The sequence below is a fragment of the Devosia sp. genome (assembly GCF_014860165.1).
In the GTDB taxonomy this organism is placed as follows: domain Bacteria; phylum Pseudomonadota; class Alphaproteobacteria; order Rhizobiales; family Devosiaceae; genus Devosia.
On the sequence record NZ_JACZKG010000014.1, the window covers coordinates 25,410 to 50,414 of the forward strand.

Here is a 25,005-nt window from a genome sequence, read left to right on the forward strand (position 1 = left end):
CCTCGTCGCGGTTGGGATGCCTCAATGGCACCGGAATGTGACGTTGGTGTAGCGGCTAGACTTCGACGACCGCTTCGATCTCCACCGCCGCGCCGAAGGGCAGGGAGGCTACGCCAAAGGCCGCGCGGGCATGCTTGCCCTTGTCGCCCAGCACACCGACCAGCAGGTTCGACGCCCCGTTGGCCACCAAGTGCTGTTCGGTGAAATCGGCCGTGGATGCCACCAGCACGGTGATCTTGAGCAGGCGCTTGACCTCTTCGAGCGGCACGCCGCCCATATGGACGATCTGGCTGAGGACGTTGAGCGCCGCCAGCTCGGCAGCGTTGCCGCCCTGGACCACATTCATGGTTTCGCCGAGCAGGCCGGTCACGACCCCATGTTCGTTGCTTGAAATCTGACCCGACACGTAAAGGATGTTACCGCTACGCGCCACCGGCACATAGTTGGCGACGGGCGCCTTGGGGGCGGGCAGTTCGTAGCCATACTCGCGGAGCTTCTCGATCGGACTGGTCATCTGGTCTTGCCTTCGTTCTGGTCGTCGTCTGGTTCTGTCGGCATAGGCGCCGGCCTGTGTCGGTAGAGCTTGCCCCGTACCACCGCTTCGCGGCCGAAGCGATTGCGGACGCGATCCATGGCACGCTCGGCCGCCGCTTTGCGGGCGATGGCCGGCTCCAGCAAATCAGCCGGGTCGCTGCCATCGGCCGTATCGATACCTGAGACACCGATTCCAATCAGCCGGAAAGCGGTGCCATCGACCTCGCGCTCCAGCAGCGACCGGCCTGTCTCATAAATCACATTGGCCAGCTGTGTGGGGATCATCAAATGCCGGGCGCGCGTGCGCAAGCGGAAACCTGATGATTTGAGCTTCAGCGTCACCGTGTCACCGACGACATTCTTGGCCTTGAGGCGCTCCGACAGCCGCTCGGTGACATTGAGCAATTCTGTAGAAAGTTGATCCAGATCGCTGATATCGTTATTGAATGTGGTTTCTGACGAGATCGTTTTCATCTCCCCATCCGGAGATATGCGCCGGCTGTCCTCGCCCCGGGCCAGCCGAGCCAGCCGGGCACCGGTCTCGCCATACCGGCGCATCAGGTTTTCCGGCGGCTCATCCTGCAACTGGCCGATGGTGACCAGACCATCCTTGCGCAGAGTCTCGGCGAACACCTTGCCGACCCCATAGATCAGGCTGATCGGGCGCGGCGCCAGGAACGACAGGGTCTCGGCCTTGCCGATGACCGCAAAGCCCCGCGGCTTGTCGAGATCGGAGGCGACCTTAGCCAGGAACTTGTTGTGGCTGAGCCCGACCGAGATGGTGATGCCGAGCTCGGTCTCGATAGTCCTGGCGAAGCGGGCCAGCACCAGTGCAGGCGGTGCCTTGTGCAGGGCCCGGGTGCCGGACAGGTCGAGGAAGGCCTCATCGATGGACAGCGGTTCGACCAGCGGGGTCAGGGCGTCCATATGTTGACGGATCTGCCGGCTGACGCCGACATACTTGGCCATGTCGGGCTTGATGATCACGGCGTCGGGGCAGAGCTTGCGCGCCTGGAACATCGGCATGGCCGAGCGAACCCCCGACTGCCGGGCGATATAGCAGCAGGTCGAGACGACGCCGCGTGTGCCACCACCGATAATCAGTGGCTTGTCACGCAGGCTGGGATCGTCCCGCTTCTCCACCGAGGCGTAGAAAGCGTCGCAGTCGACATGGGCGATCGAGAGCTGGAACAGCTCCTCGTGGCTGCGCAGGCGAGGGGAACCGCAGCCCGGGCAGCGGCCGGAAACGGTGGCACTGGAGCCGAAGCTCAGGCAGTCGCGGCAAAGCCAGTCGAGGGCCACCTTCTACCCCGACGGATTGAGCCGATGCCAGACTCGCATGAACTGTTCGGGCGATATGCCCGAATTCGCGCAGAGGGCGAGCAGAATCGGTTCGTTTGAGGCAAAATAGTCGATGAGGCCGTGCTGGAGATGGGATGATCCGACGGAGCGGCGAAGCGCCTCCGGGTCAAGGCCGGCAAACTGCATGAAGGCCAGGAGTTCGTCAGGGTTTTCAGCAAGGTAGCCGAGACAGGCGTCGGCCAGGGAAACGGCGGAGCTCTCGGCTTTTTCGGAACGCGGCACCACCGGCCTCATTTGGTGTTTTGTAAGAGATTCAATGTTAGCTGAACCGGGCGGCAAAGCGAAGCGCCGCCAGCGCCTTAGCGGCGCGGAGAAAGATCGATGCCAAAGACTGTGATGATCGTTGAGGACAACGAGCTCAACATGAAGCTCTTCAACGATCTGCTGGAATCGCGCGGATATGCCGTCATCCAGACCCGTAACGGCATGGAGGCACTCGATCTCGCACGCGCCCACCATCCCGATCTCATCCTCATGGATATCCAACTGCCGGAGGTGTCCGGGCTGGTGGTCACCAAGTGGCTCAAGGACGATGATGACCTGGCCCATATCCCCGTCATCGCGGTCACGGCCTTCGCCATGAAGGGGGACGAGGAGCGGATTTTGCAGGGCGGCTGCGAGGGTTACATCAGCAAGCCGATCTCCGTGCCTCACTTTCTGGAAACTATTGCCCGCTACATTGGACCGGCCTGACCGCGCAGAGCCAGCCAGACTGCCTGCCTGATCAGCCCGCTCGACGCCGCTGGGGGACGCCAGCGGCCGGCGACAGGTTTCGGGGCTAAGCCAGTGACTGCACGCGTACTGATCGTTGACGACATTCCAACCAATGTCCGGCTGCTCGAAGCGCGGCTGACGGCGGAGTATTATGAAGTCGTAACGGCCTCGTCCGGCCCGCAAGCGCTTGAAATCTGCAACAATTCTGACGTCGACATCATCCTGCTCGACGTGATGATGCCCGATATGGACGGGTTCGAAGTCTGCAGCCGGCTCAAGGCCAGCCCCAGGACCCAGCATGTTCCCGTACTGATGATTACGGCCCTTGATCAGCCCTCCGACCGCGTCAAGGGTCTGGAGGTCGGCGCCGACGATTTCCTGACCAAGCCGGTCGATGACATGCAACTGATGGCGCGCGTCAAGAGCCTGGTGCGCCTCAAGTCGCTCACCGATGAGTTGCGCGCCCGCGCCACGACCGGCCAGCAGATCGCCATTGAGGATTCCATGCGGGCCATGGACAAGATCAACACCGCGGCAGGCTCCATCCTCATCGTCGACACCGACCAGCGCCACGCCGAGCGCATCAAGAACTATCTCACGCCCGAACACGACGTAGATATCCTGCTGCAGCCCGCCGATGCGGTGTTCCAGGTCACTGGCGCCAATTACGAACTGGCGCTCGTCGCGATGGCGCTGACCGACTTCGACCCGCTGCGGGTTTGCTCGCAGATCCGCACGCTGGAGCATGCGCGCAACCTGCCGATCATCCTGATGGCCGACGACGCCGACAAGCCCCGCGTGGTGCGGGCGCTCGATCTGGGCGTCAACGACTTCATCTCCCGACCGGTGGAGCGCAACGAGCTCGCCGCGCGCGTCCGCACGCAGATCCGCCGACAGCGCTACGCGCTGGAGCTGCGCCAAAGTGTCAACAATACCATGGCCCTGGCCGTGACCGACGACATGACCGGCCTCTACAACCGGCGCTATTTCGACCGCCATCTTGGGGTCATGCTGGGCAAGGCCCAGAGCCAGGAACGCGACATGGCGCTGATGATCCTGGATATCGATCACTTCAAGGCGGTCAACGACACCTATGGCCACGACATCGGCGATGCGGTGCTCAAGGAATTCGCGGCGCGGCTGAAGCGCAATATCCGCGGCGTCGATCTTGCTTGCAGATTCGGCGGCGAGGAATTCGTCGTGCTGATGCCCGACACCGATTTCGGCCAGGCCGAACTGGTGGCCGAGCGGGTGCGGCAGTCGATCGCCGAGCGCAGCTTCGAGGTCAATGCGGGCCGGCCGCTATCAGTGACCGTGTCGGCGGGCGTGACCCTCAACGAGAGCGCCGCCGATACGCCGGAATCCCTGATCAAGCGGGCTGACGTCGCCCTCTATCGCGCCAAGCGCGAGGGACGCAACCGGGTGGTGTTTGACGCCGCCTGACCGGAACGGCCGCCCTTGCGCAATCCTGCGTAAATGGATGCGTTAGGGTTATCCGTTATAATTAACAGAAGCTTACCAGCAGCAAATGGCTGGTTCTGCTTGAGTTTCCCCGGCCTTAGCGTAGGTTGCCCTCAACAAGGCGAGTGACCCATTTTGGGACAGTCACCGAGGGTTCCCTACGGCTTTCTCAGGTCCGCCGCAACTCCTGAGTCCCGTAGGGCGGTTGGTCCGGATGCGGACAGAGTGGCCTCTTCGACATGCCGCTCCGGACCAGCCACTCCTATTCTCTTCACACAGTTTTGCCGCGACCGTACCGCCAGCATGCCGGCAGATTTCTTGTGCTTTGCCTGCAAATCGGCCGGATGCATGCCTGCAGCAAAAAGCCCCGCATCATCGATGCGGGGCTTTCGCGTCTTTAGCGTGTGAGCAGGCGCCAGATTACTTGATCTTGGCTTCCTTGAACTCGACATGCTTGCGCACGACCGGATCGTACTTGTTGTACGAGAGCTTCTCGGTCTGGGTGCGGGCGTTCTTCTTGGTGACGTAGTAGTAGCCAGTATCAGCCGTCGACACGAGCTTGATCTTGACGGAAGCGGCTTTGGCCATTGCAGTGTCCTCGACAAATAATAAGGCGCCGCGAAATGGCGGCGCTTTGAATTTGGGCGCAACCTACGGATTTTGGTCCGGAAGTCAAGCCAGATCAGTCTCGCTGCCCCGTGCCGAAACCATACATATGGTTGGCCCATTGCAGGCCCACGATAGCCCCCTTGATCGATGGGAGCATGAGTATGGGCAGGATGACCCCCAGCGGGACCATGGTGTAGAGATAGGTCAGCGGGCCGACATGCCACACCATGTCCAGATGGAGCATGAGACCGACCAGCAGGTGGCCGACGATCATGATGGCGATATAGGGCGGGAAGTCATCGGCGCGGTGCAGGTTGAGCGGCTCGCCACACACGTCGCATTCCTCGGCCACCTTGAGATAGGCGCGGAACATATGACCCTTACCGCAATGCGGACACCGACAGAGCGTGCCACGCCACATGGCCTGTCCCACGCTGCGCTCCGGAAGTGTCTTGCTACCCATCAAATCACCTTTTTCTTCGGCCCTTCGGACCGTAACTCCCAGATGGGCGCTTTGGGTTCCGTCTGCCAGATGACGGATTGCCGCGCGTCCCCTCCGACAGGAGCTCGAATCGTAGGGCGCCGGCGACGGGAGCCGCCTCGACCAGGCGGACGCTGACCCGGTCACCCAGGGCGAATTTCTCCCCCGTGCGATCCCCGATCATTGCCTGCTGGTCCTCGGTGTAGCGGTAGAAATCCGCGCCCAGAGTTGAGGCCGGAATGAACCCGTCAGCGCCGGTTTCGAGCAGGCGCACGAACAGACCCGAGCGGGTGACGCCGGAAATATGCCCCTCGAAGCGGGCGCCGATCTGGGCGGCGAGAAACTGCGCCAGCAGGCGATCGGCCGTTTCGCGCTCGGCCATCATGGCCCGCCGCTCGGTGGCCGAAATATGCTGGGCAATGCCTGCAAGGCGCAGCATCTCGGCCTCGCTGAGCCCGTCATTCCCCAGGCCCAGCGCGGCGATCAGCGCCCGGTGCACGATCAGGTCGGCATAGCGCCGGATGGGGGAGGTAAAATGGGCATAGCGGTCCAGATTGAGCCCAAAATGCCCGTAATTGTCAGGCGCATACTCGGCTTGGGCCTGCGAGCGCAGCACCATTTCCGAGACCTGCTCGATATTGCCGGCGCGGCGCGCCTGGCCAAGTATGCCGTTGAAATCGCTGGCGCGCACGCTGTCCGACTTCTTCACCGAGATATCGAGCGAGCCGAGGAAATCGCGCAGCGCCTGGAGCTTTTCCGACGAGGGTTCGTCATGCACGCGGTAGAGCAGGGCGGACTTCTTCTGCTCGAGCGTCTCGGCCGCGGCCACATTGGCCGCAATCATCATTTCCTCGATGAGGCGATGGGCATCCAGGCGCTCCGGAACCCGGATGTCCTTCACCATGCCCTTGTCGTCGAGGATGATCTTGCGCTCCGGCAGGTCGAGATCGAGCGGACCGCGGTGGTCGCGGGCCTTGGCCATGGCCTCATACGCATCCCAGAGCGGTCGCAGGATCGTTTCGAGCAACGGCCCGGTCTTGTCGTCGGCCCGCCCATCGATGGCCGCCTGTGCCTGCTGGTAGCTGAGCTTGGCGGCCGAACGCATCAGCACGCGGTGGAACGTGTGGCTGCGCTTCTTGCCGTCGGCGCCCATAACCATGCGGACGGCCAGGGACGCGCGCGGCTCCCCCTCCTTGAGCGAGCACAGCTCGTTGGAAATCCGTTCCGGCAGCATGGGCACGACGCGGTCGGGAAAATAGACAGAATTGCCGCGCAGATAGGCCTCGCGATCGAGCGCCGTGCCCGGCCGCACATAGGCCGAGACATCGGCGATGGCGACGTAGACCACGTGTCCGCCCGCATTGGCCGGATCCTCATCCGGCTGGGCATAGACGGCGTCGTCATGGTCCTTGGCGTCTGACGGATCGATGGTGATCAGCGGGATATCCCGCCAGTCCTCGCGGCCCTTGAGCGTGGCTTCCTTTGCCTCCTCGGCCTCGCGGATCACCGAGGCGGGGAAGTTGTAGGGAATTTCGAGATTGTGGATGGCGATAAGGCTGACCGCACCCTCGGACATCGGATTGCCGATGACCGACGTTACCTTGGCGCGCGGAATCATCAGCCGGCCGGATAGCTTGACCTCGACTTCGACGAGATCGCCATCGGCGGCCGTGAGCAGGTCGCCCAGCGGAATGCGCATTTCCTTCTGCTTGCGATCCACCGGAATGAGACGCGCGCCATCCTCGTCCATGCGGACGATGCCGATCTGGCCGCGGCGCGGCTTGTCGAGGATTTTCATCGCCTTGGCGGTGTAGTGCGGCACCTCGCCCTCGCCGGCATCGATGCGGGCGAGGATCCGGTCGCCCGGCGCTGGCACGACACGGGCATCGCGGCCGCCCAGAACGATGACGCGGGGCTTGTCGCCTTCCTCCTCGTTCCACTGCGCGGGATAGGCGTGCAGATCATCCGGATCGGCATCGGACGGGATGTCGAGCACGGTGACATGGGGCAGGGCGGCAGTGCGGCGCAGCGCCTTGCGGGTGCGCGTGATAACGCCTTCGCCCTCGAGTTCGGCCAGCATGGCCTTGAACGGGCGACGCATGTCGCCCCGGATGCCGAACACCTTGGCAAGGTCCCGCTTGCCCTTGATGTCCGACTGCTGGGCCAGCGCCTCAAGCAGCTGCTCGCGGGTGGGAAGCCCCGCGGCGCGCGGAGTCGTGGCGCGGCGGGGGCCGGAGGTGTTGCGGGGTTTCTTGGTGATTTTTGGAGTTTTCATGTTGGTGGATATGTAGGGGATGGAGCGCGGTTCGGCAAATGACGCTGGCTCCATTTGTTACGAGCATTGTCAGGCCGCTCGGGTCATGCTCTTTCGGCGCATGCCGTTGGAGTGTCGAAATGCGCCTGCTTGTCATTGTCCTTTCCGCGTTGACGCTGTTTGTCAGTTCAGCCATCGCCGCGCCAATGCGTCCCCCCTCCCGGACCATGCTGCTGGCACACCCGGTTCAGGGCACGCAGGTCATGTACATCAGTCCATCCGGCGACGCCTATCTTTGGCACAGCTCGTCGGCCGAGGTGCTGCAGGGCAAAGCCTATTACGGCATGGTCGAGCGCCACATTTGCCTCCGCTTCGGGTCCAATCGCTACAATCCGGTCACCGGTCTGCCGGCCGGGCGCACGGAATGCGTGCCGGAGCGCGATTTGCTGTTCATCATGCGACAATGGGTTGCTGGCGACCCCTTTGGCCTGTCCACCAGCCGATCCGCACCCGCACCGCTGAGCCAGGCCGCCACCACAATCCAGTCGCTGGCGAGCAAAGCAGGCATCCAGCTTGGCCAAGTCTTTAACACGGACGACTATGTGATGCGTCCGGGTGGTGCGGCATTCGATGCCAAGGGCATATGTGACAGCTACGCCGCAGCCGGGATCAAGCAAACCAATGCTTTCTGTCCGGGCTGGGTGCCCTAGCCTCCTGGAGCCATGCTTGTCGCCCCCAGGCTAACCGAGGGCGGCATCACCCGGCGACCAGGCAAAGTTCTAAGCCGATGGCCTGCTGGATGTTGGTCGAGTCGGTGGCCCATCGGGCTACGTGCCGCTACCTTGGCCGGACGACTCGCACTTACCGGACCCTTTCATGACCATCCCCTTCTTCGACGGCCACAACGACACCCTGCTGCGCCTGCTGGAGGCGCCGGGGGCGGACAAGGAGCGGCCGTTCATCGAGGGCAGCAAGGACGGTCACATCGACCTGCCGCGCGCCCGGGCCGGGGGAATGAAGGGTGGCTTCTTCGCCATGTTCCCGCCGCCGCTCAAGACGGGCCTGGCCAATGTGACCAATGGCGGGCTCGACCCGAACCTGCCGCCGCAGCTGGCGATCGCCGATGCGCTGGCCTCCACAAATGGCATGGCGTCGGTGCTGTTCCGCCTGGAGCGGGTAGGGGCGCTGGCGGTGTGCCGAAATGCGGGCGAATTGCGGGCCGCAATGGAGAAGGACACGCTGGCGGCCATCTTCCACATTGAGGGCGCCGAGGCGATCGATACCGATTTCCGCTCGCTCGACCTGCTATACGCGGCGGGCCTGCGCTCCATCGGCATCACCTGGAGCCGCGCCAACGCCTTCGGGACCGGGGTGCCATTCCGCTTCAATGCCGATCCCGACATCGGGCCGGGACTGAGCGCTGCCGGCAAGGAGCTGGTGCGGGTCTGCAACGCCATGGGCGTCATGCTGGACCTCAGCCACCTCAACGCGGCGGGCTTTCGGGACGTAGCAGTTATCAGCACGCATCCGCTGGTGGCGACGCATTCCAATGTCCACGCCATCTGCCCGCATGCGCGCAACCTGGTGGATTGGCAGCTCGCCGCCATCAGGGACAGCGGCGGCATGGTGGGACTGAACTATGCCACCGGCTTCCTGCGGCCGGACGGGAGGTTCGTTGCGGACACGGAAATGGAAGTGCTGGTGCGCCATGTCGATGCGCTGGTGGAAGCGCTGGGCGAGGATGGGGTGGCGCTGGGATCGGACTTCGACGGGGCGATGATGCCGGCTGAAATTGGCGACGTCACCGGCGTTCAGAAACTGCTGCAGGCCCTGCTGGACAAGGGTTATGGCGAGGCGCTGGTGCGCAAGATCGCCATGGGGAACTGGCTGGGGATGGTCGAGCGGGTGATGGGGTAGGGCGCCTTGCGCGACGGGAGAGCGGCCCTCGGGTCAAGCCCGAGGGAACGCAGCGCTATCTGACACCATCACGCAACAACCACAGTTCACCCAACAACCATCGCGTTCCCTCGGGCTTGACCCGAGGGCCGCTAGCCGCATCAACATGGGCACATGGCGGCATGGGTCTACATCATGGCGAACAGGAAGTACGGGGCGATCTATGTCGGCTCGACGACTAAGCTCGTCCAGCGCATCTGGCAGCACAAGAACGAGGTCGTTCCGAGCTTTACCAAGAAGCACCACTGCCACTTGCTCGTGTATTTCGAGGAACATCAGGATATCCGGCGCGCAATGCAGCGCGAGCGGAACGTCAAGCATTGGGTGCGGGGCATGGAAGGATGCCCTGATCGAAGAGAACAACCCTGAGTGGGATGATCTCTATCCCTTGATCGTGCACAGTTGAGGGTGGCCCTCGGGTCAAGCCCGAGGGAACGTGGTGGTGGTGGTTGCCTTCGGGGCTAGAACGGCACGTCTTCAGGCTTCACCGTTTTCGGCGCCGCTTTCTTTGCTGCGGGCTTTTTCGCAGCGGTAGTCTTGGCCGCCGGCTTCTTGGCGGCGGCCTTCTTGGCCGGGGCTTTCTTGACCTTGGTGCCGGTGGCCTCGGCGCGGGCCGCTATCCACTGCACGGCCTGGTCGACTGTCACGTCCTCGGGCTTCACATCCTTGGGGATGGTGGCGTTGATCTTGCCCTGGTTGACATAGGGCCCGTAGCGGCCGGCCCGGACGCTGATGGGGCCGTTGTCGTGCTCGAATGTCTGGATGGCCGCCACGGCAGTGCCACCGCCGCGCTTGAAGCCGCCAGCGGCCTTCTGCGCGATCAGGTCGACGGCGCGATTGATGCCGACGGTGAAGATCTCCTCGACATCGGGCAGGTTGGCATATTTGCCGTCATGCAGAATGAAGGGACCATAGCGACCCAGGCCCGCAACGATGGGCAGGCCGGTTTCCGGGTGCAGGCCCACATCGCGCGGCAGCTTCAGCAGTTGCAGCGCCTTTTCGAGGGTCAGCGCTCCCGGCTCCCAGCCCTTGGGCAGGGAACTGCGCTTGGCTTCCTTGCCATCGCCGAGCTGCACATAGGGACCGAAACGGCCAGATTTGACGAAGACTTCCTCGCCCGTCTCCGGATCGGTGCCGAGCACGCCGTCCCCGGCGGCAGCTTCGCTGGACTGGCCATTGGCCGCGTCCGAGAGCTGCATGGTGTGCTTGCATTCAGGATAGTTCGAGCAACCGATAAAGGCGCCGAACTTGCCAAGCTTCAGCGAGAGCTGGCCGGTGCCGCAGGTGGGGCAGCGGCGCGGATCGGAGCCATCTTCCTTGGGCGGGAAGATGCGGCTGGCGAGCATTTCGTTGAGGGCATCAAGCACCTCGGAAACGCGAAGGTCCTTGATCTCGTCGGTGGCGTGCGTGAAATCCTTCCAGAAATCGCGCAGCACGGTCTTGTAATCGAGGTCGCCGGCCGAGACCTGGTCGAGCTGTTCTTCGAGGCCGGCAGTGAAGCCATATTCGACATAGCGGGTGAAGAAGCTTTCGAGGAAGGCCGTGACGATGCGGCCGCGATCCTCGGGATGCAGCGCCTTGCCCTCAAGGCGGACATAGTCGCGGTCCTTGAGCGTGGTGAGGGTCGCCGCATAGGTGGAAGGCCGGCCGATACCGAGCTCTTCCATCTTCTTGATCAGGCTCGCCTCGGTATAGCGGCTGGGCGGCTGGGTGAAATGCTGCTCGATCTCGACGGCCTGGAGGGCCGGCTTGTCGCCGACGGCGAGCGGCGGCAATTCGCGGCTTTCCTCGTCCTCGTCGTCGGGCTCGTCGGACTTCACCTCGACTCCATAGAGCTTGAGGAAGCCCGGAAAGGTGACGACCGAGCCGACGGCGCGCAGTTCGACGGCGCGGCCGGGGACGTTGACGGCAATGTCGACGGTGGTGCGATCGATCTCGGCGGAGCGCATCTGGGAGGCGAGCGTCCGGCGCCAGATCAGGCCGTAGAGCTTGGCCTGGTCGGCATCGAGGCTGAGTTGCTCGGGGCGCTTGAACATGTCGGTCGGGCGGATGGCCTCGTGCGCTTCCTGGGCGTTCTTGGCCTTGGTCTGGTAGATGCGGGCCTTCTCCGGCAGGTATTCCTCGCCGAAATACTTGCCGATCACCGAGCGGGCCATGGCGATGCCCTCGGGCGCCATCTGCACGGCGTCGGTACGCATATAGGTGATGAGGCCGTCTTCGTAGAGGCGCTGGGCGATCTGCATGGTGCGATTGGGCGACAGGCCCAGGCGCGACGAGGCGTCCTGCTGCAGGCTCGACGTGGTGAAGGGCGCATAGGGATTGCGCTTGGTCGGCTTCTTGTCGACGGAGCTGACGTTGAACTGGCCGGATTCGATCAGCTTCTTGAGCTCGGCGGCGTTTTCACCGGTCTTGATGTCGAGCTTGTCGGTCTTCTTGCCGTCCACCGAGAACAAGCGGGCCAGGAAGCTCTTCCCGGATTGGGCCAGCTTGGCCTCGACGGACCAGTATTCGTCGGCCTTGAACTTCTCGATCTCGGCTTCGCGGTCGGACACCAGGCGCAAGGCCACCGATTGCACGCGGCCGGCCGAGCGGGAGCCCGGCAGCTTGCGCCAGAGGATGGGCGAGAGCGTGAAGCCGACGAGATAGTCGAGCGCGCGGCGAGCGAGATAGGCATCCACCAGCGGCATATCGATTTCGCGCGGCTTGGCCATCGCGGCAGTGACGGCGTCCTTGGTGATGGCGTTGAACACCACGCGCTGGACGCTCATGTCCTTCTTGATAGCCTTCTTGGCCTTGAGGACATCAAGCACGTGCCAGGAAATGGCTTCGCCTTCGCGGTCAGGGTCAGTCGCCAGGATCAGGCCGTCGGCCCCCTTGAGGGCATTGGCGATGTCCGCCAGACGCTTCTTGGAGGCGGTATCGACCTCCCAGGACATGGCAAAATCTTCATCGGGACGCACCGAACCGTCCTTGGCCGGCAGGTCGCGGACATGGCCGAAGGAGGCCAGGACTTCATAGCCCGAGCCCAGATATTTGTTGATTGTCTTGGCTTTAGCCGGACTTTCAACGACGACGACCTTCATGGAATACCTGTTCCGCAACGCTCAAAGAGAAGTGGCGCAACATGGTGAAGCCGTGATGCGGTGTCAATGTAGGCAAAGAGCGGTCTCCCGCACTCTCTCTTAGAGAGAGGATTTTTTGCGCGGCCTCCGAGTGGGGCGAGGGTCTTGCAACTGCCATACAAGACGTGCAGAAATAGCCGGGCGCGTTCTGCGCTTTGCCCCATTCTGTGCATTGCTCCCCGATTGACCGGTTCGCACCGTGTGCGCCGCCGTCCGCCGAGCATCCCTGGGGCCTCAGGAGGATTTTGATATGGAATATCGCAAGCTTGGCAACAGCGGCGCAATCGTTTCGGCCTACTGCCTCGGCACCATGACATTCGGCGCGGAATCGGACGAGGCCACCTCGTTCCGGTTGATGGACAATTATGTCGCGGCCGGCGGCAATTTCATCGACACCGCCAATGTCTACAGCGCCGGCGTGTCCGAGGAGATCGTCGGGCGCTGGCTCAAGACCAAGCCGACCGGCCTGCGTGACCTGGTGATCACCACCAAGGGGCGCTTCCCGATGGGCGATGGGCCCAACCATCTCGGTCTGTCGCGCAAGAACCTGCGTGAGGCGCTCGATGCCTCGCTGAAGCGGCTCGGGGTCGAGCATATCGACCTCTACCAGATGCACGCCTTCGACGCGCTGACGCCATTGGAAGAGACGCTGCGTTTTCTCGACGACTCGATTCGATCAGGCAAGATTGCCTATTACGGCTTTTCCAACTTCCTCGGCTGGCAGCTGACCAAGGCCGTCTGGCTCGCCAAGGCCAACGGCTATACGCCACCGATCACGCTGCAGCCGCAATATAACCTCCTGGTCCGCGACATCGAGCACGAGATCGTGCCAGCGTCGCTCGATGCAAATATTGGCCTGCTGCCATGGTCGCCGCTCGGTGGCGGCTGGCTCTCGGGCAAGTACAAGCGCGACCAGATGCCGACAGGGGCAACGCGACTGGGCGAAAACCCGGCGCGCGGCATGGAGGCGTTTGAAAAGCGCAATGCCAAGTCGGTGACCTGGGAGGTCATTGGGGCCGTCGAGGATATCGCCAAGGCACGCGGCGTGACCATGGCCCAGGTAGCGCTCGCCTGGGTGTCGGCGCAGCCGGCGGTGACCTCGGTGATCCTGGGCGCGCGGACGACGGAGCAGCTCAAGGACAACCTGGGCGCCGCCTCACTGAAGTTGACGGGTGAGGAGATCGCAACGCTCAGCGAAGCGAGCAAGCCAGAGATGAGCGACTATCCCTATGGTGCCGGCGGCATCGGCCAGCGCAATCGCAATATCGAGGGGGGGCGCTAGTATTTCAGCGCCACCAGCTGCCCGCTCGACCACTCGATCTGGCCGGCCAGATCGAGTTCGAGCAGCAGCATCTGCATGGTGGAGACGGTGAGGCCCGACTGGCGCACCAGTTCGTCGACCTCGATCGGCGTCGCCGTGAGGGCGGCGAGCAGGCGCGACTTGTCGTCTTCGCTCGGCGGTGGCGCATCGGGCAGCAGGTCTGGTTCCCAATCGCGGTCGAACAAAGCAGTGCGGCTGGGGTCGGCACTGCCGAGGGTTTCGATGATGTCCTCGGCGCAGGTGATGAGTCTGGCGCCCTGCTGGATCAGGGCGTTGCCGCCTTCGGCCCGCGGGTCGAGCGGCGATCCGGGGACGGCAAAGACATCGCGATTCTGCTCGAGCGCCAGCCGCGCGGTGATCAGCGAACCGCTGCGCTTGGCGGCCTCAACAACGACAATGCCCAGCGAGAGACCGGAAACCAGCCGGTTACGCTTGGGGAAGTCGCGCGCTCGTGGCTCCCAGCCCAGCGGCATTTCGGTGAGCAGCGCGCCGCCATTGTCGAGAATATCATGCGCCAGGGGGATGTTCTCGTCCGGATAGATCTTGTCGAGCCCGCCAGCGAGGACGGCGACCGTGCCTGATGTCAGCGTTGCCCTATGGGCCGCGGTGTCGATGCCCCGGGCCAGACCTGAGACCACCGTATAGCCGCGCTCGCCCAAGTCGCCAGCCAGCATGCGCGTCATCTTGATGCCTGCGGCAGACGCGTTGCGGGCGCCGACGACGCCTACCGTCCGCTGCCAGTCGAGGTTCTGCCCGCCGGCCATGGTGAGCAGTGGCGGCGCGGCGGGAATGTAGTTGAGGAGATCAGGATAGTCCGGGTCGACGCTGGCGACCAGCCGCGCACCGTAGCGCGACAGGCCGGCAAGCTCGTCCTCCGCCGCCGCCTTCGTGGGTACGCGCAAGGGCTTGCCGTTGCGCTTGACCAGGCTGGGCAGGGCCTCGAGCGCCGCCCCGGCGGAGCCGAAGCGGTTGAGCAATTGGCGGAAAGTGGCGGGGCCGACATTGTCGGTGCGCAGCAGCCGCAGCCAGTCGAGGCGCTGCGCATCGGTCAGGGCGGCACCCGAGCGAGGCGCCAAGGCTTACTCGGCCTTCTTTTCGGAGCCGATCTTGGGCTCGGTGTTGCGCATGAGCCGGACGATATTGGGGCGGTGCTGGAAGAACAGCAGTAGCGCCATGACAGCCGCCGTGGCCGCCAGCCATTCGCCGACCACCACATAGGCAAAGAGCGGCGCGGTAGCGGCCGCCGTCAGGGCGGCCAGCGAGCTCATTTTCTGGGTGACGGCGATCACCAGCCAGACTGCACAGAAGATCAGGCCCACCGGCCAGCTCAGGGCCAGTAGCGACCCGATCATCACCGCGACGCCCTTGCCGCCCTTGAAACCGAGCCAGACCGGAAAGCAGTGCCCGACAAAGGCGCCGATGCCCGCGACCATGGCCGCCTGCTCGCCCCAGTAGTAGCGCGCCACCAGCACGGGGAGCGCGGCCTTGGCGGCATCGAGCACCAGCGTTGCCGCCGCCAGCCAGCGATTGCCGGTGCGCAACACATTGGTGGCCCCGATATTGCCCGAGCCGATGGCGCGAATATCGCCAAGGCCAGCCGCGCGGGTCAGCAGCAGGCCGAAAGGCACCGAGCCGCAGAGATAGCCGATGATGGCGGCGTAGATCAGGGTAACATCCAAGGCTCAGCCCTCCACATGCGTATGGACGGTTTGGCCGCCCACGATGGTTCGCATTACCTTGCCAGCAAGCCGCGCGCCTTCAAAGCTGGTATTGCGCGATCTCGACCGAAGATCGCGCTCGGACACCTGCCAGGGATAGTCGAGATCGACCAGGATCAGGTCGGCTGGCGCTCCCTTGGCGATGCGGCCGCTCGGCAGGCCGAGAATCTCGGCCGGTCGGCTGGTCATGGCGCGCAACACCGTCAGCAGGTCCACATCGCCCGAATGCACCAGGCGCAGTGCCGCCGCCAGCAGCGTTTCAAGGCCAATCGCGCCGTCGGACGCCTCGGCGAAGGGCTGGCGCTTGACCTCGGTATCCTGCGGGTCGTGATCGGAGTGAATGGTATCGATCGTGCCGTCGCGCAGCCCTTCGATCACGGCCTGCCGGTCATCCTCGGAGCGCAGGGGGGTACCCAGCTTGAAGAAGCTCCGGTACCGGCCGATGTCATTCTCGTTGAGCGCCAGGTTGTTGATGGAAACCCCTGATGTAACTGACGTGTTACGCTTCTTGGCCGATGCAACGAGTTCGACCGACCCGGCGCAGGAAATCTGCGCGGCGTGGTATTTGACGCCGGTGAGCCCGGCCAGTTGCAGGTCGCGGGCCAGCGGAATGGTCTCGGCCTCGCGCGGAATTCCCTTGAGCCCCAGAATGGTGGCGAACAGCCCCTCATTCATCACGCCATCGCCGGTGAGGCTCTTGTCCGAGACGTGATGCACGATCGTCATGCCGTAATTGGCGGCATAGCTCATGACGGTGCGAAGCAGGGCGGTGGACTGGATCGAATGCCGGCCATCGGTGAGGCAGACGGCGCCAGCCTCCTTGAGCAGGCCGAATTCGGTCATCTCCTCGCCGGCAAGGCCCTTGGTGATGGCGCCGGCAGGCAGAACGTTGACCTTGGAGGTCGCCTTGGCCCGGCGGATGAGAAAATCCACCAATGCGCCATCGTCCACCACCGGCGCGGTATCGGGCATCATCACGAAGCTGGTGACACCGCCGGCCGCGGCAGCTTCACCGGCCGATTGCAGGGTTTCGCGGTATTCCTTGCCGGGCTCGCCGGTGAAGACGCGCATGTCGATCAGGCCCGGCGCCAGGATGAGCCCGTTGGCGTTGATGACTTCGGCGCCCTCGGGCACGCCCACGGGCGCACCCAGCGCGACTTCGGTGATGAAGCCGTCTTCGACCAGCACCGCGCCCTTGCTGTCCGTGCCCGAGGCGGGGTCGACGATGCGGGCATTCTCGATAAGTAGTGCCCGGGTCATGCGTCATTCCTCGCCGGGAGGAGCGCATCGAGCACCGCCATGCGCACCGCGACCCCCATCTCAACCTGGTCGGTGATTACGGAGGCAGGGCCATCGGCAATGGCGGGATCGATCTCGACGCCCCGGTTCATCGGCCCCGGATGCATGACGATGGCGTCGGGCCTGGCAAAGGCCAGCTTTTCGGCATCCAGGCCATAGAAGTGGTAGTATTCGCGCACCGAGGGGATCATGCGGCCATTGGCGCGCTCATGCTGCAAACGCAGCATCATCACCACGTCGACATCCCTCAGGCCTTCGCGCATGTCGGTGAACACCTCGGTCGCGAGGTGCTCGATGCCCGCGGGGAGCAGGTTGCGCGGCGCGATGACACGGGTGCGCACATTGAGCGCACCCAGCAGCAGCAGGTTGGAGCGGACGACGCGGGAATTGGCGATATCGCCGCAGATGGCCACGGTGAGCCCGGAAATGCGGCCCTTGTGACGGCGGATGGTGAGGGCGTCGAGCAGGGCCTGGGTGGGATGCTCATGCGCCCCGTCGCCGGCATTGATCACGGCGCAACCGACCTTCTGGCTCAGCAGTTCCACCGCCCCGGCAGCCGAGTGGCGCACCACGATGACGTCGGGCCGCATCGCATTAAGCGTCGCCGCGGTATCGACCAGCGTCTCGCCCTTGCTGACCGAACTCGACTTGACCGACATGTTCATCACCAGCGCACCCAGGCGCTTGCCGGCAATTTCGAACGACCCCTGGGTACGGGTCGAGGGCTCGAAGAACAGGTTGATCTGGGTCTTGCCTGACAGCGTCGGATGCGATTTCCGCTCCTGCCGCGACACCGGGACCATGCGCTCGGCCCGGTCCAGCAGATCGATGATCTCATGCTGCTGGAGATCGGCGATCGAAAGCAGGTGGCGCTGGCTGAAAGGGGGAAAATCGCCGGTCGAACCGGCTGCGGTGGTTGAGGCTTTCGCCGCGCGTGCTTGTGCCATGCGCTCCCGTCCCTGACATTTGCTGCGGTCTAGCGGAGGGGGGAGCCAGGGGCAAGCCCAAAGAGGAGGAAATCAACGGCCGGCTGGGGGGCCGGCCGTCGGTGCTTGCGGGTCGTGGCCTCACTCGGCCGCGGCGGGTACGGTCCAGGTGCCCGCAGCGAGGGCCTGCTGCAGGAAGCTCTGGAAATCGCGAGGGGCGCGGTCGAGCGCCCTTTGCACACCGTCCCCAACCCACGAATTGCGCCCGTCGAGTGTCTCGTCGGCAATGGTGCGCAGGAGGTCAGCCCATTCCTGCCCAAGTGTCTGCAGCAGTCCGGCATGGAACTCCTCGAGCGTCACCGGCACATATTGGAGGGGACGATGAGTTGCCCCGGCGAGGCGTTGCGCGACCTCGTCGAAGCTCAAGAGTTCCGGGCCGGTGACGTCATAGATCTGGCCGGTGTGGCGGTCGTCAAGCAACGCGGCCGTAGCGACCTCGGCGATATCCTCAGCATCCACGAAGGGTTCCTTGCGGTCGCCGGCGGGCATGTAGAGGTGGCCCTCCAGTACGGATTCGAGCAGGTGTCCTTCGCTGAAGTTCTGATTGAACCAGGCGGCGCGAACGATGGTCCAGCCGAGACCGGATTCGCGCACGGCATTCTCGGCGGCGACGGCGCCGATCTCGCCCCGGCCGGTGAGGAGAACCAGCTTGCTCAGGTCGGCATCCCGAGCCGCAGCGACAAAGCGTTGCATGACCGCCAGCGCCCCCGGCGCCGCAAGATCAGGCACGAAGGAAATGAAAGCGGACTTGCCGCCGGCCAAGGCCTGCGGCCAGGTCCTTTCGTCTTGCCAATCGAAGGGGATTTCCGTGCGGCGCGACACGCCGCGATAAGGGAGTCCCTTGGCCGCCAGGTGGGCGGCAACGCGGCTGCCAATCTTTCCGGTGCTGTTGATGACGAGAATGTTGCTCATGAAGCTGGTCCTGTTGCGTGGTGTTGCGACGCATCAGAAGGTGTGATGGCAGCCCAAGATCATCAATGACGCTTCAGCCGTGAAAATATGCAGATCGTCCAACATCGTGGACGTACTGGCATTGAGGCGCTAGAAGGTACCTATGAGAGATTCCCACTTCCAGCCTGCACCGCTGTCCGACCCCTTGGGGGAGGTCCTGCATATGCTGCGCCTCACCGGCACCCTCTACTGTCGCGCCGAGTTGACCGCACCCTGGGGCCTCATCATGCCCGAACTGGTTGAGTCCATGATGTTCGTCATCGTGACCTCTGGACATGGCTGGCTGGTCATGGACGGGGAGGAACCGCTGCTGGTGGGGCAGGGCAGCATGATCCTGCTGCCGCATGGCAAGAGCTACCGTCTGCTGAGCAATCCTGATGCCCATGCCGTTCCGCTTTTCGATCTCCCGGTCGAGAGCATCAGCGAGCGCTACGAGATCATGCGGCATGGCGGGGGCGGCGAGATGACCCGGGCCACCTCTGGCGTGGTGCAGTTCGACCACGTGGCGGCGCGGCGGCTGGTGAGTCTGCTTCCGCCCGTGCTGCGGCTCGATGCCTGGAATGACGATGGCGGTCACTGGCTGCAAAGCACACTGGGCCTGATTGCCCGCGAAGCAAGTGCCATGCGACCCGGCGGGGAGACCGTGATGACTCGGCTCGCTGACGTCCTGGTCATCCAGGCCATCCGGACCTGGCTGGATGAGGCACCGGAGGCCAACCTTGGCTGGCTGGCCGCATTGCGCCATCGCCAGGTCGGCAGGGCGCTGGCATTGATCCATCGGCGGCCGGAGCAGGACTGGAGCATCGCCGAACTGGCCGGCGAGGCCGGCATGTCGCGTTCGGCATTCTCGGCGCGCTTCACCGAACTGGTGGGCCAGCCGGCGGCGCAATACCTGAGCCAATGGCGGCTACACCTGGCCCGCGCGCAACTGCTGGAAACGCGGGAATCGGTCGGAACAGTGGCGCGGCGGGCCGGCTACCAGTCAGAAGCGGCGTTCGGGCGCGCGTTCAAGCAGTTTTTCGGCATTCCGCCAGGTGGCGTACGCAAGCTAGCGGCGTAGCCGGTCCAGCGCACCCTGCAGGATATAGCTGGCGGCCAGCTTGTCGACCACCTCCGCCCGGCGATCGCGCCGCAGGTCGGCTTCGATCATCATGCGCGTAACCGCGCTGGTCGAAAGCCGCTCGTCCCAGAAGGCAATGGGCAGGGCCACCTTCTGCGCCAGGCTGCGGGCGAAGGCGCGGGTGGACTGGACGCGCGGACCTTCCGAGCCATCCATGTTGAGCGGCAGGCCAAGGATGATGGCGGCGATCTGGTTTTCGGCGATGAGCTGGATGATGCGCTCGGCATCCTGGGTGAACTTGGTCCGCTTGATGGTCTCGAGCGGTGTCGCCGAATACCGCATGCCGTCGCTGATCGCGACGCCAATGGTCTTGGTGCCGAGATCGAGCGCCATGATCCTGCCGGTGGCGGGGATAGCGGCCAGGGGACCGTCGGGCGACTCGGTTGGCATCGATGCGATCCGGGGATAGCTATGGTGCCCGGTTCATAGGGGCAGGTGTGTGACATGTCGAGCAGCAATGCCGTTCCGGCACATGTGGCGATCATCGGTGCGGGGCCTGCGGGGGCGCTGACGGCATATCTGCTGGCTCGGATGGGCATCAGGATAACGCTGGTCGAACGGCACCACGATTTCTCGCGCGAGTTCCGCGGCGAGGGCATGACGCCGGGTGGCATGGAGGCCATACGGCAGGCAGGGCTTTGGGAAGCGTTCGATGCGCTGCCATCCGAGCCGATCCGGACCATTCAGATGTTTGCCCGGGGCAAACGGTTCCTCAACCTCGACATGGGCAGGATATTGCCGGCGGACGCGCAGCTCATCCGACTGATGCCGCAGCCGCTGCTACTGGAAATGCTGGCCGAACGCTGTGGCGCCTTCGCAAATTTCACCCTGCTGCGCGGCACCGTCGTGCGTGACCTGGTAGTTACCGATGGCCGCGTGACGGGCTTGCGCCTGGCCGGCGAAGGCAGCGATTTCGATATCGGCGCCGACTATGTGATCGCCGCGGACGGACGCTATTCGGTGGCGCGCAAGCGGCTGGGGTTGGAGCTGGAGGGCCAGAAGCAGGAGTTTGACGTGGTGTGGTGCCGCACGCCCCGCGCCGATCCCCTCGGGCCCGGCGAGGCCTACGGCTTCCTGCTCGATGACTATTTCGGGCTCGCCTTTCCGGCGGAAGACAATCACGTGCAGATCGGCAGGATCATTGCCAAGGGCAGCTATCGGCAGTTCCGGGGGCAGGAAGGTGACGACTGGAAGGATCACCTCGCTTCGGTGCTGCCGCCGCCCCTGGCGGACATGTTCGGCAAGGTACGCGACAAGGTCAGTGATCCGTTCCTGCTCGATGTGATCTGCGGCATGCTGCCAAAGTGGTCGGTGCCCGGCCTGGTGCTGATGGGCGATGCGGCGCACCCGATGTCGCCGGTTGGGGCGCAGGGTATCAACATCGCGCTGCGCGACTCGATTGCGCTGGCCAATCACCTGGGTCCGGTCCTGCTGGGCGGCGCGAAGCCCGATGAACTGGATTCGGCGGCACAGGCCTTTGAGGCAGAGAGGCGACCGGAAGTGAGCAAGATCCAGTCCCAGCAGAACGACGCTACGCAGAGGCTGCCGCGGATGCAGGCCATGGCGCCCGTCCTGCGGCTGGTTCCGTCTGCACTGCTGGCCGGGTTGGGCCGGTTCCTGCTGAGCCGATCCTCGATCAAACGACTTATCGAGGGCGCGTCGCGCATCGAACTGACCTTCAAGCCCGGAGGTGGGCGTCCGTGAAACTCACCTGGTTCGGCGGCACGACCATCCGCATCCACATTGGTGGCACAATTCTGGTGCTGGACCCGGCCGACGCGCCGGTTGGAATCGACCCGGCAGAACTGGTTTCGGGCGCCGACCGGGTGATTGCCGGCTTTGGCACAGACTTGCCGGCAATCGACTCGGCGCACTGGAAACCGCGCAAGCCGCCACGGCTGCTGGATGAAGCGGACATCCCCGCAAGTGTCGACGCCTGGTCTGTCGGGGCAGGGGCCGTGCTGGTGGAGGCCGTTGGCGAGCCGCCCTTGCTGCTGGTCAGCGCCGTCGCGCCGCCCCTGGGCCGCTGGGCGGAAAGCGCCGTGGTGGCGCTGTTCGGGCCCGGCGAACGGCTTGCGGCGTTGGGTAGCGCCATCCTCGACGACACGCCGCCGCGGCTCCTGGCGCTGGCCGGCGACGAGACCGCGGTCGACGGCGCCATCTCCGCTTTGCGCGGCCAGCTGGACGGAACCGGCCTGGTCGCGCTTGAAGCCGGGCTGGCATTGGAAATCTGATCCGCCGCATCAGCCATTTTCATTGTCTTTTCTAGCGGACGGTTGCTAATAACGGCCGCAAACGAGCCGCTGTTTCTGGAGTTTCCCATGTCTGTCGACGCCGCAACCGTAAAGCGCATCGGGCGCCTGGCGCGTATCCGCATCGAAGAGAGCGAAGTGGCCAGCTACCAGACCGAGCTCAACGCCATTTTGGGTTTTGTCGAGCAGCTCAATGAAATCAATGTCGAGGGCGTCGAGCCGATGACGTCGGTGACCCCTATGACGTTGCGCCGCCGCGACGACGTAATTTCCGATGGTGGCTATGCCGACAAGATCGTCAGCAATGCGCCGCTGAGCGAAGACAACTTCTTCATGGTACCCAAGGTGGTCGAGTAAATGGCGGTTTCCATCGCCATCGAGACGCCATTGCAGGACGACGTGCGTGGCCTCGTCGCCAAGCTCAACGACCACCTGCTGCCGCTGTCGCCGCTGGAATTCCAGTTCAAGATGACGGTCGAACAGATGGCCGGGTCCGATACCACGCTGTTCGTGGCGCGGGACGAGGCCGGCAGGGCGGTCGGCATGGGCGCGCTCAAGGTCCATTCGGCCGAGCTGGGCGAGGTCAAGCGCATGTTCACCGACCCCGAAGTGCGCGGCAAGCGCATCGGCTCGGCGCTGCTGGAAGCCATCGTGGCGCTGGCGCGCGACAAGGGCCTGCCCGTGCTGATGCTCGAAACCGGCACCGGCCCGGGCATGGCCGAAGCCCACCGGCTCTATACGCGGAGCGGCTTCGTTACCCGTGGCCCATTCCTCGACTACCCCGACAGCGAATGGTCGGCCTTCTTCGAAATGCCCCTCAAGGTGGAGACGGACGCATGAAGGCGCATCTGATCGCAGGCCTGTTCCTGCTCGCCGCGCCCGTCCTGGCGCAGGAAGACATGGTTATCGACCAGACCAAACTCTATGTCAGCGATCCGGCCGCGTGCCAGGCGTTGGAAAAGCAGGGCGTCGATGCCTGGATGGACATGGACTTCCTGAGCCTGAGCTTTACCAGTGGCATCCAGTCCATGGAATTTCACTGCAATTTCTATGACATCAAGAGCCGGCCCAATACACCGGTGCTGTTTGTCGAGGCAGTCTGCGAGATACCCGGCGACCTCTATCCCGACATGCTGGCCATCGCGCCGCACGATGACAATGCCATCCGCGTTTCGTCCAGCAACGATGCCATGTTTTCGATGATCAATGGCGTAGAGCCGGACACCGACAGCCCCTATCCCGGGGGCACCACGATTTATCACCGCTGCGACAATCTGAGCGAGATCCCCCTTGACTGACCTGACCAAACTCAGCCTTGCCGACGCCCGCAAGGGCCTCAAGGCCAAGAGCTTCACTGCCACCGAGCTGACCGGCGCCTACCTCACGGCCATCGAGCAGGCCAATCCCGCGCTCAACGCCTATGTGGCAGTGACGCCGGAGCAGGCGCTCGACATGGCCAGGGCCAGCGACGAGAAGCTCGCAAAGGGGCAGGGCGGCACGCTTGAAGGCATTCCGCTTGGCATCAAGGACCTGTTCGGCACCAAGGGCGTTCATACCCAGGCGGCCAGCCACATCCTCGACGGCTTCAAGCCGGAATACGAATCGACTGTCACCAGCAATCTGTGGCGCGATGGCGCCGTCATGCTGGGCAAGCTCAACATGGACGAGTTCGCCATGGGCTCGTCCAACGAGACCAGCTATTACGGCCCGGTCATCAGCCCATTCCGTGCCGAAGGCAGCAATGCCAACCTGGTGCCCGGCGGCTCGTCGGGCGGCTCGGCCGCTGCGGTCTCGGCCTGGCTCTGCGCCGGCGCCACGGCCACCGATACCGGCGGCTCCATCCGCCAGCCGGCCGCCTTTACCGGCACTGTCGGCATCAAGCCGACCTATGGCCGTTGCTCGCGCTGGGGCGTGGTGGCCTTTGCCTCCTCGCTCGACCAGGCCGGCCCGATTGCCCGCACCGTGGAAGACGCGGCGATCATGATGACCTCCATGTCGGGCTTCGACCCCAAGGATTCGACCAGCGTCGACCTGGCCGTGCCGGACTTTGCCGCTGCCGTGGAGCGTGGCGTCAAAGGGCTGACCATCGGCGTCCCGCGCGAATACCGCATGGACGGCATGCCCCAGGAAATCGAAAAGCTCTGGCAGCAGGGGCTCGAATGGCTCAAGGCCGAGGGCGCCACGGTCAAGGACATCTCCCTGCCGCACACCAAATACGCCCTGCCGGCCTATTATATCGTGGCGCCGGCCGAGGCCTCGTCCAACCTGGCCCGCTATGACGGCGTCAAGTATGGCCTGCGCGTGTCCGGCAAGGACATCACCGACATGTACGAGCTCACCCGCGCCGCCGGCTTCGGCCGCGAGGTGAAGCGCCGCATCATGATCGGCACCTATGTGCTCTCGGCCGGCTATTTCGACGCCTATTACGTCAAGGCGCAGAAGGTCCGCACGCTGATCAAGAAGGACTTCGAGGACGCCTTCCATGCCGGCGTCGACGCCATCCTGACCCCAGCGACGCCATCGGCCGCCTTCGGCGTTGGCGATGAGGCCTTGGCCGCCGATCCGGTCGCCATGTATCTCAACGACGTCTTCACGGTGACGGTGAACATGGCCGGCCTGCCGGGCATCGCCGTGCCAGCCGGCAAGGACGGGGCAGGGCTGCCGCTGGGCCTCCAGCTCATCGGCAAGCCGTTCGACGAGGAAACGCTGTTCGCGGCGGCGCGGGTGATCGAGAAGGCCGCCGGCGGGGATTTTGCGCCCAAGGCGTGGTGGTAGTGGCTTGTCACGCTCAGTCCAGATATCGAGTTCGCACACTCTTCGGGCTATTTGGCCTGCTGAGCCCGCTGACGCTCGGCACCCCGGTAC

Annotated in this window: 26 protein-coding genes; 13 read left to right on the top strand and 13 right to left on the bottom strand. The window is 64.2% G+C overall.

Going from position 1 to position 25,005, the window contains the following annotated elements:
- Positions 1-55 precede the first annotated feature (55 nt).
- The 3 genes from IH615_RS03310 to IH615_RS03320 are packed head-to-tail and all read right to left on the bottom strand — an operon-like array spanning position 56 to position 2,130.
- A complete protein-coding gene (locus IH615_RS03310; protein WP_291359778.1) occupies positions 56-514 on the bottom strand; it encodes a RidA family protein in 459 nt (152 codons plus the stop codon).
- Positions 511-1,836 (bottom strand): DNA polymerase IV, encoded by a 1,326-nt coding sequence (locus tag IH615_RS03315; protein ID WP_291359779.1) that lies wholly within the window; start codon positions 1,834-1,836, stop codon positions 511-513. The genes IH615_RS03310 and IH615_RS03315 overlap by 4 nt, the downstream gene beginning before the upstream one ends.
- A gap of 3 nt (positions 1,837-1,839) precedes the next feature.
- Positions 1,840-2,130: a DUF3572 family protein gene (locus IH615_RS03320; protein ID WP_291359780.1), complete on the bottom strand. Its 291-nt coding sequence runs from the start codon at positions 2,128-2,130 to the stop codon at positions 1,840-1,842.
- An 87-nt stretch (positions 2,131-2,217) separates the two neighbouring features.
- Here IH615_RS03320 and IH615_RS03325 point away from each other — a divergent pair, with 87 nt between their 5' ends.
- Together IH615_RS03325 and IH615_RS03330 are read left to right on the top strand one after the other, a co-directional pair.
- On the top strand, positions 2,218-2,589 hold the full coding sequence (locus IH615_RS03325; RefSeq protein ID WP_056233995.1) for a response regulator: 372 nt from the start codon (positions 2,218-2,220) through the stop codon (positions 2,587-2,589).
- A 93-nt stretch (positions 2,590-2,682) separates the two neighbouring features.
- Positions 2,683-4,053: a PleD family two-component system response regulator gene (locus IH615_RS03330; RefSeq protein ID WP_291359785.1), complete on the top strand. Its 1,371-nt coding sequence runs from the start codon at positions 2,683-2,685 to the stop codon at positions 4,051-4,053.
- Positions 4,054-4,491: 438 nt separating this feature from the next.
- On the opposite strand, the gene rpmG is transcribed toward IH615_RS03330, so the two are convergent.
- The 3 genes from rpmG to rnr form a co-directional block, all read right to left on the bottom strand.
- Positions 4,492-4,659, bottom strand: coding sequence for a 50S ribosomal protein L33 (rpmG, locus tag IH615_RS03335; protein WP_056233989.1), 168 nt, complete (start codon positions 4,657-4,659; stop codon positions 4,492-4,494).
- Positions 4,660-4,753: 94 nt separating this feature from the next.
- Positions 4,754-5,143 carry a DUF983 domain-containing protein gene (locus IH615_RS03340; protein ID WP_291359787.1) on the bottom strand — a complete coding sequence of 130 codons (390 nt, stop codon included), beginning with the start codon at positions 5,141-5,143 and terminating at the stop codon, positions 4,754-4,756.
- Between the two features lie 4 nt (positions 5,144-5,147).
- Positions 5,148-7,436, bottom strand: a complete 2,289-nt coding sequence (rnr, locus tag IH615_RS03345) for a ribonuclease R (protein ID WP_291359789.1) — start codon at positions 7,434-7,436, stop codon at positions 5,148-5,150.
- Positions 7,437-7,555: 119 nt separating this feature from the next.
- Between rnr and IH615_RS03350 the strand changes: the two genes are divergently transcribed.
- From IH615_RS03350 to IH615_RS03360, 3 genes are all read left to right on the top strand, one after another.
- Positions 7,556-8,125 carry a hypothetical protein gene (locus IH615_RS03350; RefSeq protein WP_291359791.1) on the top strand — a complete coding sequence of 190 codons (570 nt, stop codon included), beginning with the start codon at positions 7,556-7,558 and terminating at the stop codon, positions 8,123-8,125.
- Between the two features lie 166 nt (positions 8,126-8,291).
- On the top strand, positions 8,292-9,332 hold the full coding sequence (locus IH615_RS03355; RefSeq protein ID WP_291359793.1) for a dipeptidase: 1,041 nt from the start codon (positions 8,292-8,294) through the stop codon (positions 9,330-9,332).
- A 174-nt stretch (positions 9,333-9,506) separates the two neighbouring features.
- Positions 9,507-9,740 carry a GIY-YIG nuclease family protein gene (locus IH615_RS03360; protein ID WP_366484708.1) on the top strand — a complete coding sequence of 78 codons (234 nt, stop codon included), beginning with the start codon at positions 9,507-9,509 and terminating at the stop codon, positions 9,738-9,740.
- Between the two features lie 92 nt (positions 9,741-9,832).
- Here the strand turns inward: IH615_RS03360 and topA are convergent, their stop codons facing one another.
- The gene (gene topA / locus IH615_RS03365) at positions 9,833-12,454 is read right to left on the bottom strand and encodes a type I DNA topoisomerase (protein WP_291359795.1); all 2,622 of its coding nucleotides are present in this window, start codon (positions 12,452-12,454) and stop codon (positions 9,833-9,835) included.
- A 289-nt stretch (positions 12,455-12,743) separates the two neighbouring features.
- On the opposite strand from topA, the gene IH615_RS03370 reads away from it, so the two are divergent.
- Positions 12,744-13,775: an aldo/keto reductase gene (locus IH615_RS03370; RefSeq protein WP_291359796.1), complete on the top strand. Its 1,032-nt coding sequence runs from the start codon at positions 12,744-12,746 to the stop codon at positions 13,773-13,775.
- On the opposite strand, the gene dprA is transcribed toward IH615_RS03370, so the two are convergent.
- From dprA to IH615_RS03395, 5 genes are all read right to left on the bottom strand, one after another.
- The gene (gene dprA / locus IH615_RS03375) at positions 13,772-14,890 is read right to left on the bottom strand and encodes a DNA-processing protein DprA (RefSeq protein WP_291359797.1); all 1,119 of its coding nucleotides are present in this window, start codon (positions 14,888-14,890) and stop codon (positions 13,772-13,774) included. The genes IH615_RS03370 and dprA overlap by 4 nt on opposite strands.
- A 3-nt stretch (positions 14,891-14,893) precedes the next feature.
- Entirely contained in the window at positions 14,894-15,493 is a 600-nt protein-coding gene (gene plsY, locus IH615_RS03380) for a glycerol-3-phosphate 1-O-acyltransferase PlsY (protein ID WP_291359799.1), read from the bottom strand.
- Positions 15,494-15,496: 3 nt separating this feature from the next.
- Entirely contained in the window at positions 15,497-16,792 is a 1,296-nt protein-coding gene (pyrC, locus tag IH615_RS03385; protein ID WP_291359800.1) for a dihydroorotase, read from the bottom strand.
- Positions 16,789-17,778, bottom strand: a complete 990-nt coding sequence (locus IH615_RS03390) for an aspartate carbamoyltransferase catalytic subunit (RefSeq protein ID WP_291359801.1) — start codon at positions 17,776-17,778, stop codon at positions 16,789-16,791. Before IH615_RS03390 ends, pyrC begins: the two co-directional genes overlap by 4 nt.
- Positions 17,779-17,898: 120 nt before the next feature.
- On the bottom strand, positions 17,899-18,729 hold the full coding sequence (locus IH615_RS03395) for an NmrA family NAD(P)-binding protein (RefSeq protein ID WP_291359803.1): 831 nt from the start codon (positions 18,727-18,729) through the stop codon (positions 17,899-17,901).
- Positions 18,730-18,871: 142 nt separating this feature from the next.
- Between IH615_RS03395 and IH615_RS03400 the strand changes: the two genes are divergently transcribed.
- Complete coding sequence (locus IH615_RS03400) at positions 18,872-19,828, top strand: AraC family transcriptional regulator (protein ID WP_291359805.1); 957 nt, start codon at positions 18,872-18,874, stop codon at positions 19,826-19,828.
- On the opposite strand, the gene ruvX is transcribed toward IH615_RS03400, so the two are convergent.
- Positions 19,817-20,278, bottom strand: coding sequence for a Holliday junction resolvase RuvX (gene ruvX, locus IH615_RS03405; protein WP_291359806.1), 462 nt, complete (start codon positions 20,276-20,278; stop codon positions 19,817-19,819). The two genes, IH615_RS03400 and ruvX, sit on opposite strands and share 12 nt — an antisense overlap.
- Before the next feature lie 54 nt (positions 20,279-20,332).
- Between ruvX and IH615_RS03410 the strand changes: the two genes are divergently transcribed.
- The 6 genes from IH615_RS03410 to gatA all read left to right on the top strand — a co-directional run bounded on the left by IH615_RS03410 (position 20,333) and on the right by gatA (position 24,915).
- Entirely contained in the window at positions 20,333-21,592 is a 1,260-nt protein-coding gene (locus tag IH615_RS03410) for an FAD-dependent oxidoreductase (protein WP_291359809.1), read from the top strand.
- Entirely contained in the window at positions 21,589-22,122 is a 534-nt protein-coding gene (locus tag IH615_RS03415) for a hypothetical protein (RefSeq protein ID WP_291359811.1), read from the top strand. Before IH615_RS03410 ends, IH615_RS03415 begins: the two co-directional genes overlap by 4 nt.
- A gap of 87 nt (positions 22,123-22,209) precedes the next feature.
- Positions 22,210-22,497 (top strand): Asp-tRNA(Asn)/Glu-tRNA(Gln) amidotransferase subunit GatC, encoded by a 288-nt coding sequence (gene gatC / locus IH615_RS03420; RefSeq protein ID WP_291359813.1) that lies wholly within the window; start codon positions 22,210-22,212, stop codon positions 22,495-22,497.
- On the top strand, positions 22,498-22,980 hold the full coding sequence (locus IH615_RS03425; RefSeq protein WP_291359815.1) for a GNAT family N-acetyltransferase: 483 nt from the start codon (positions 22,498-22,500) through the stop codon (positions 22,978-22,980).
- Positions 22,977-23,438: a hypothetical protein gene (locus tag IH615_RS03430; RefSeq protein WP_291359817.1), complete on the top strand. Its 462-nt coding sequence runs from the start codon at positions 22,977-22,979 to the stop codon at positions 23,436-23,438. Before IH615_RS03425 ends, IH615_RS03430 begins: the two co-directional genes overlap by 4 nt.
- The gene (gatA, locus tag IH615_RS03435; RefSeq protein ID WP_291359818.1) at positions 23,431-24,915 is read left to right on the top strand and encodes an Asp-tRNA(Asn)/Glu-tRNA(Gln) amidotransferase subunit GatA; all 1,485 of its coding nucleotides are present in this window, start codon (positions 23,431-23,433) and stop codon (positions 24,913-24,915) included. Before IH615_RS03430 ends, gatA begins: the two co-directional genes overlap by 8 nt.
- The last annotated feature ends 90 nt before the right edge of the window (positions 24,916-25,005 follow it).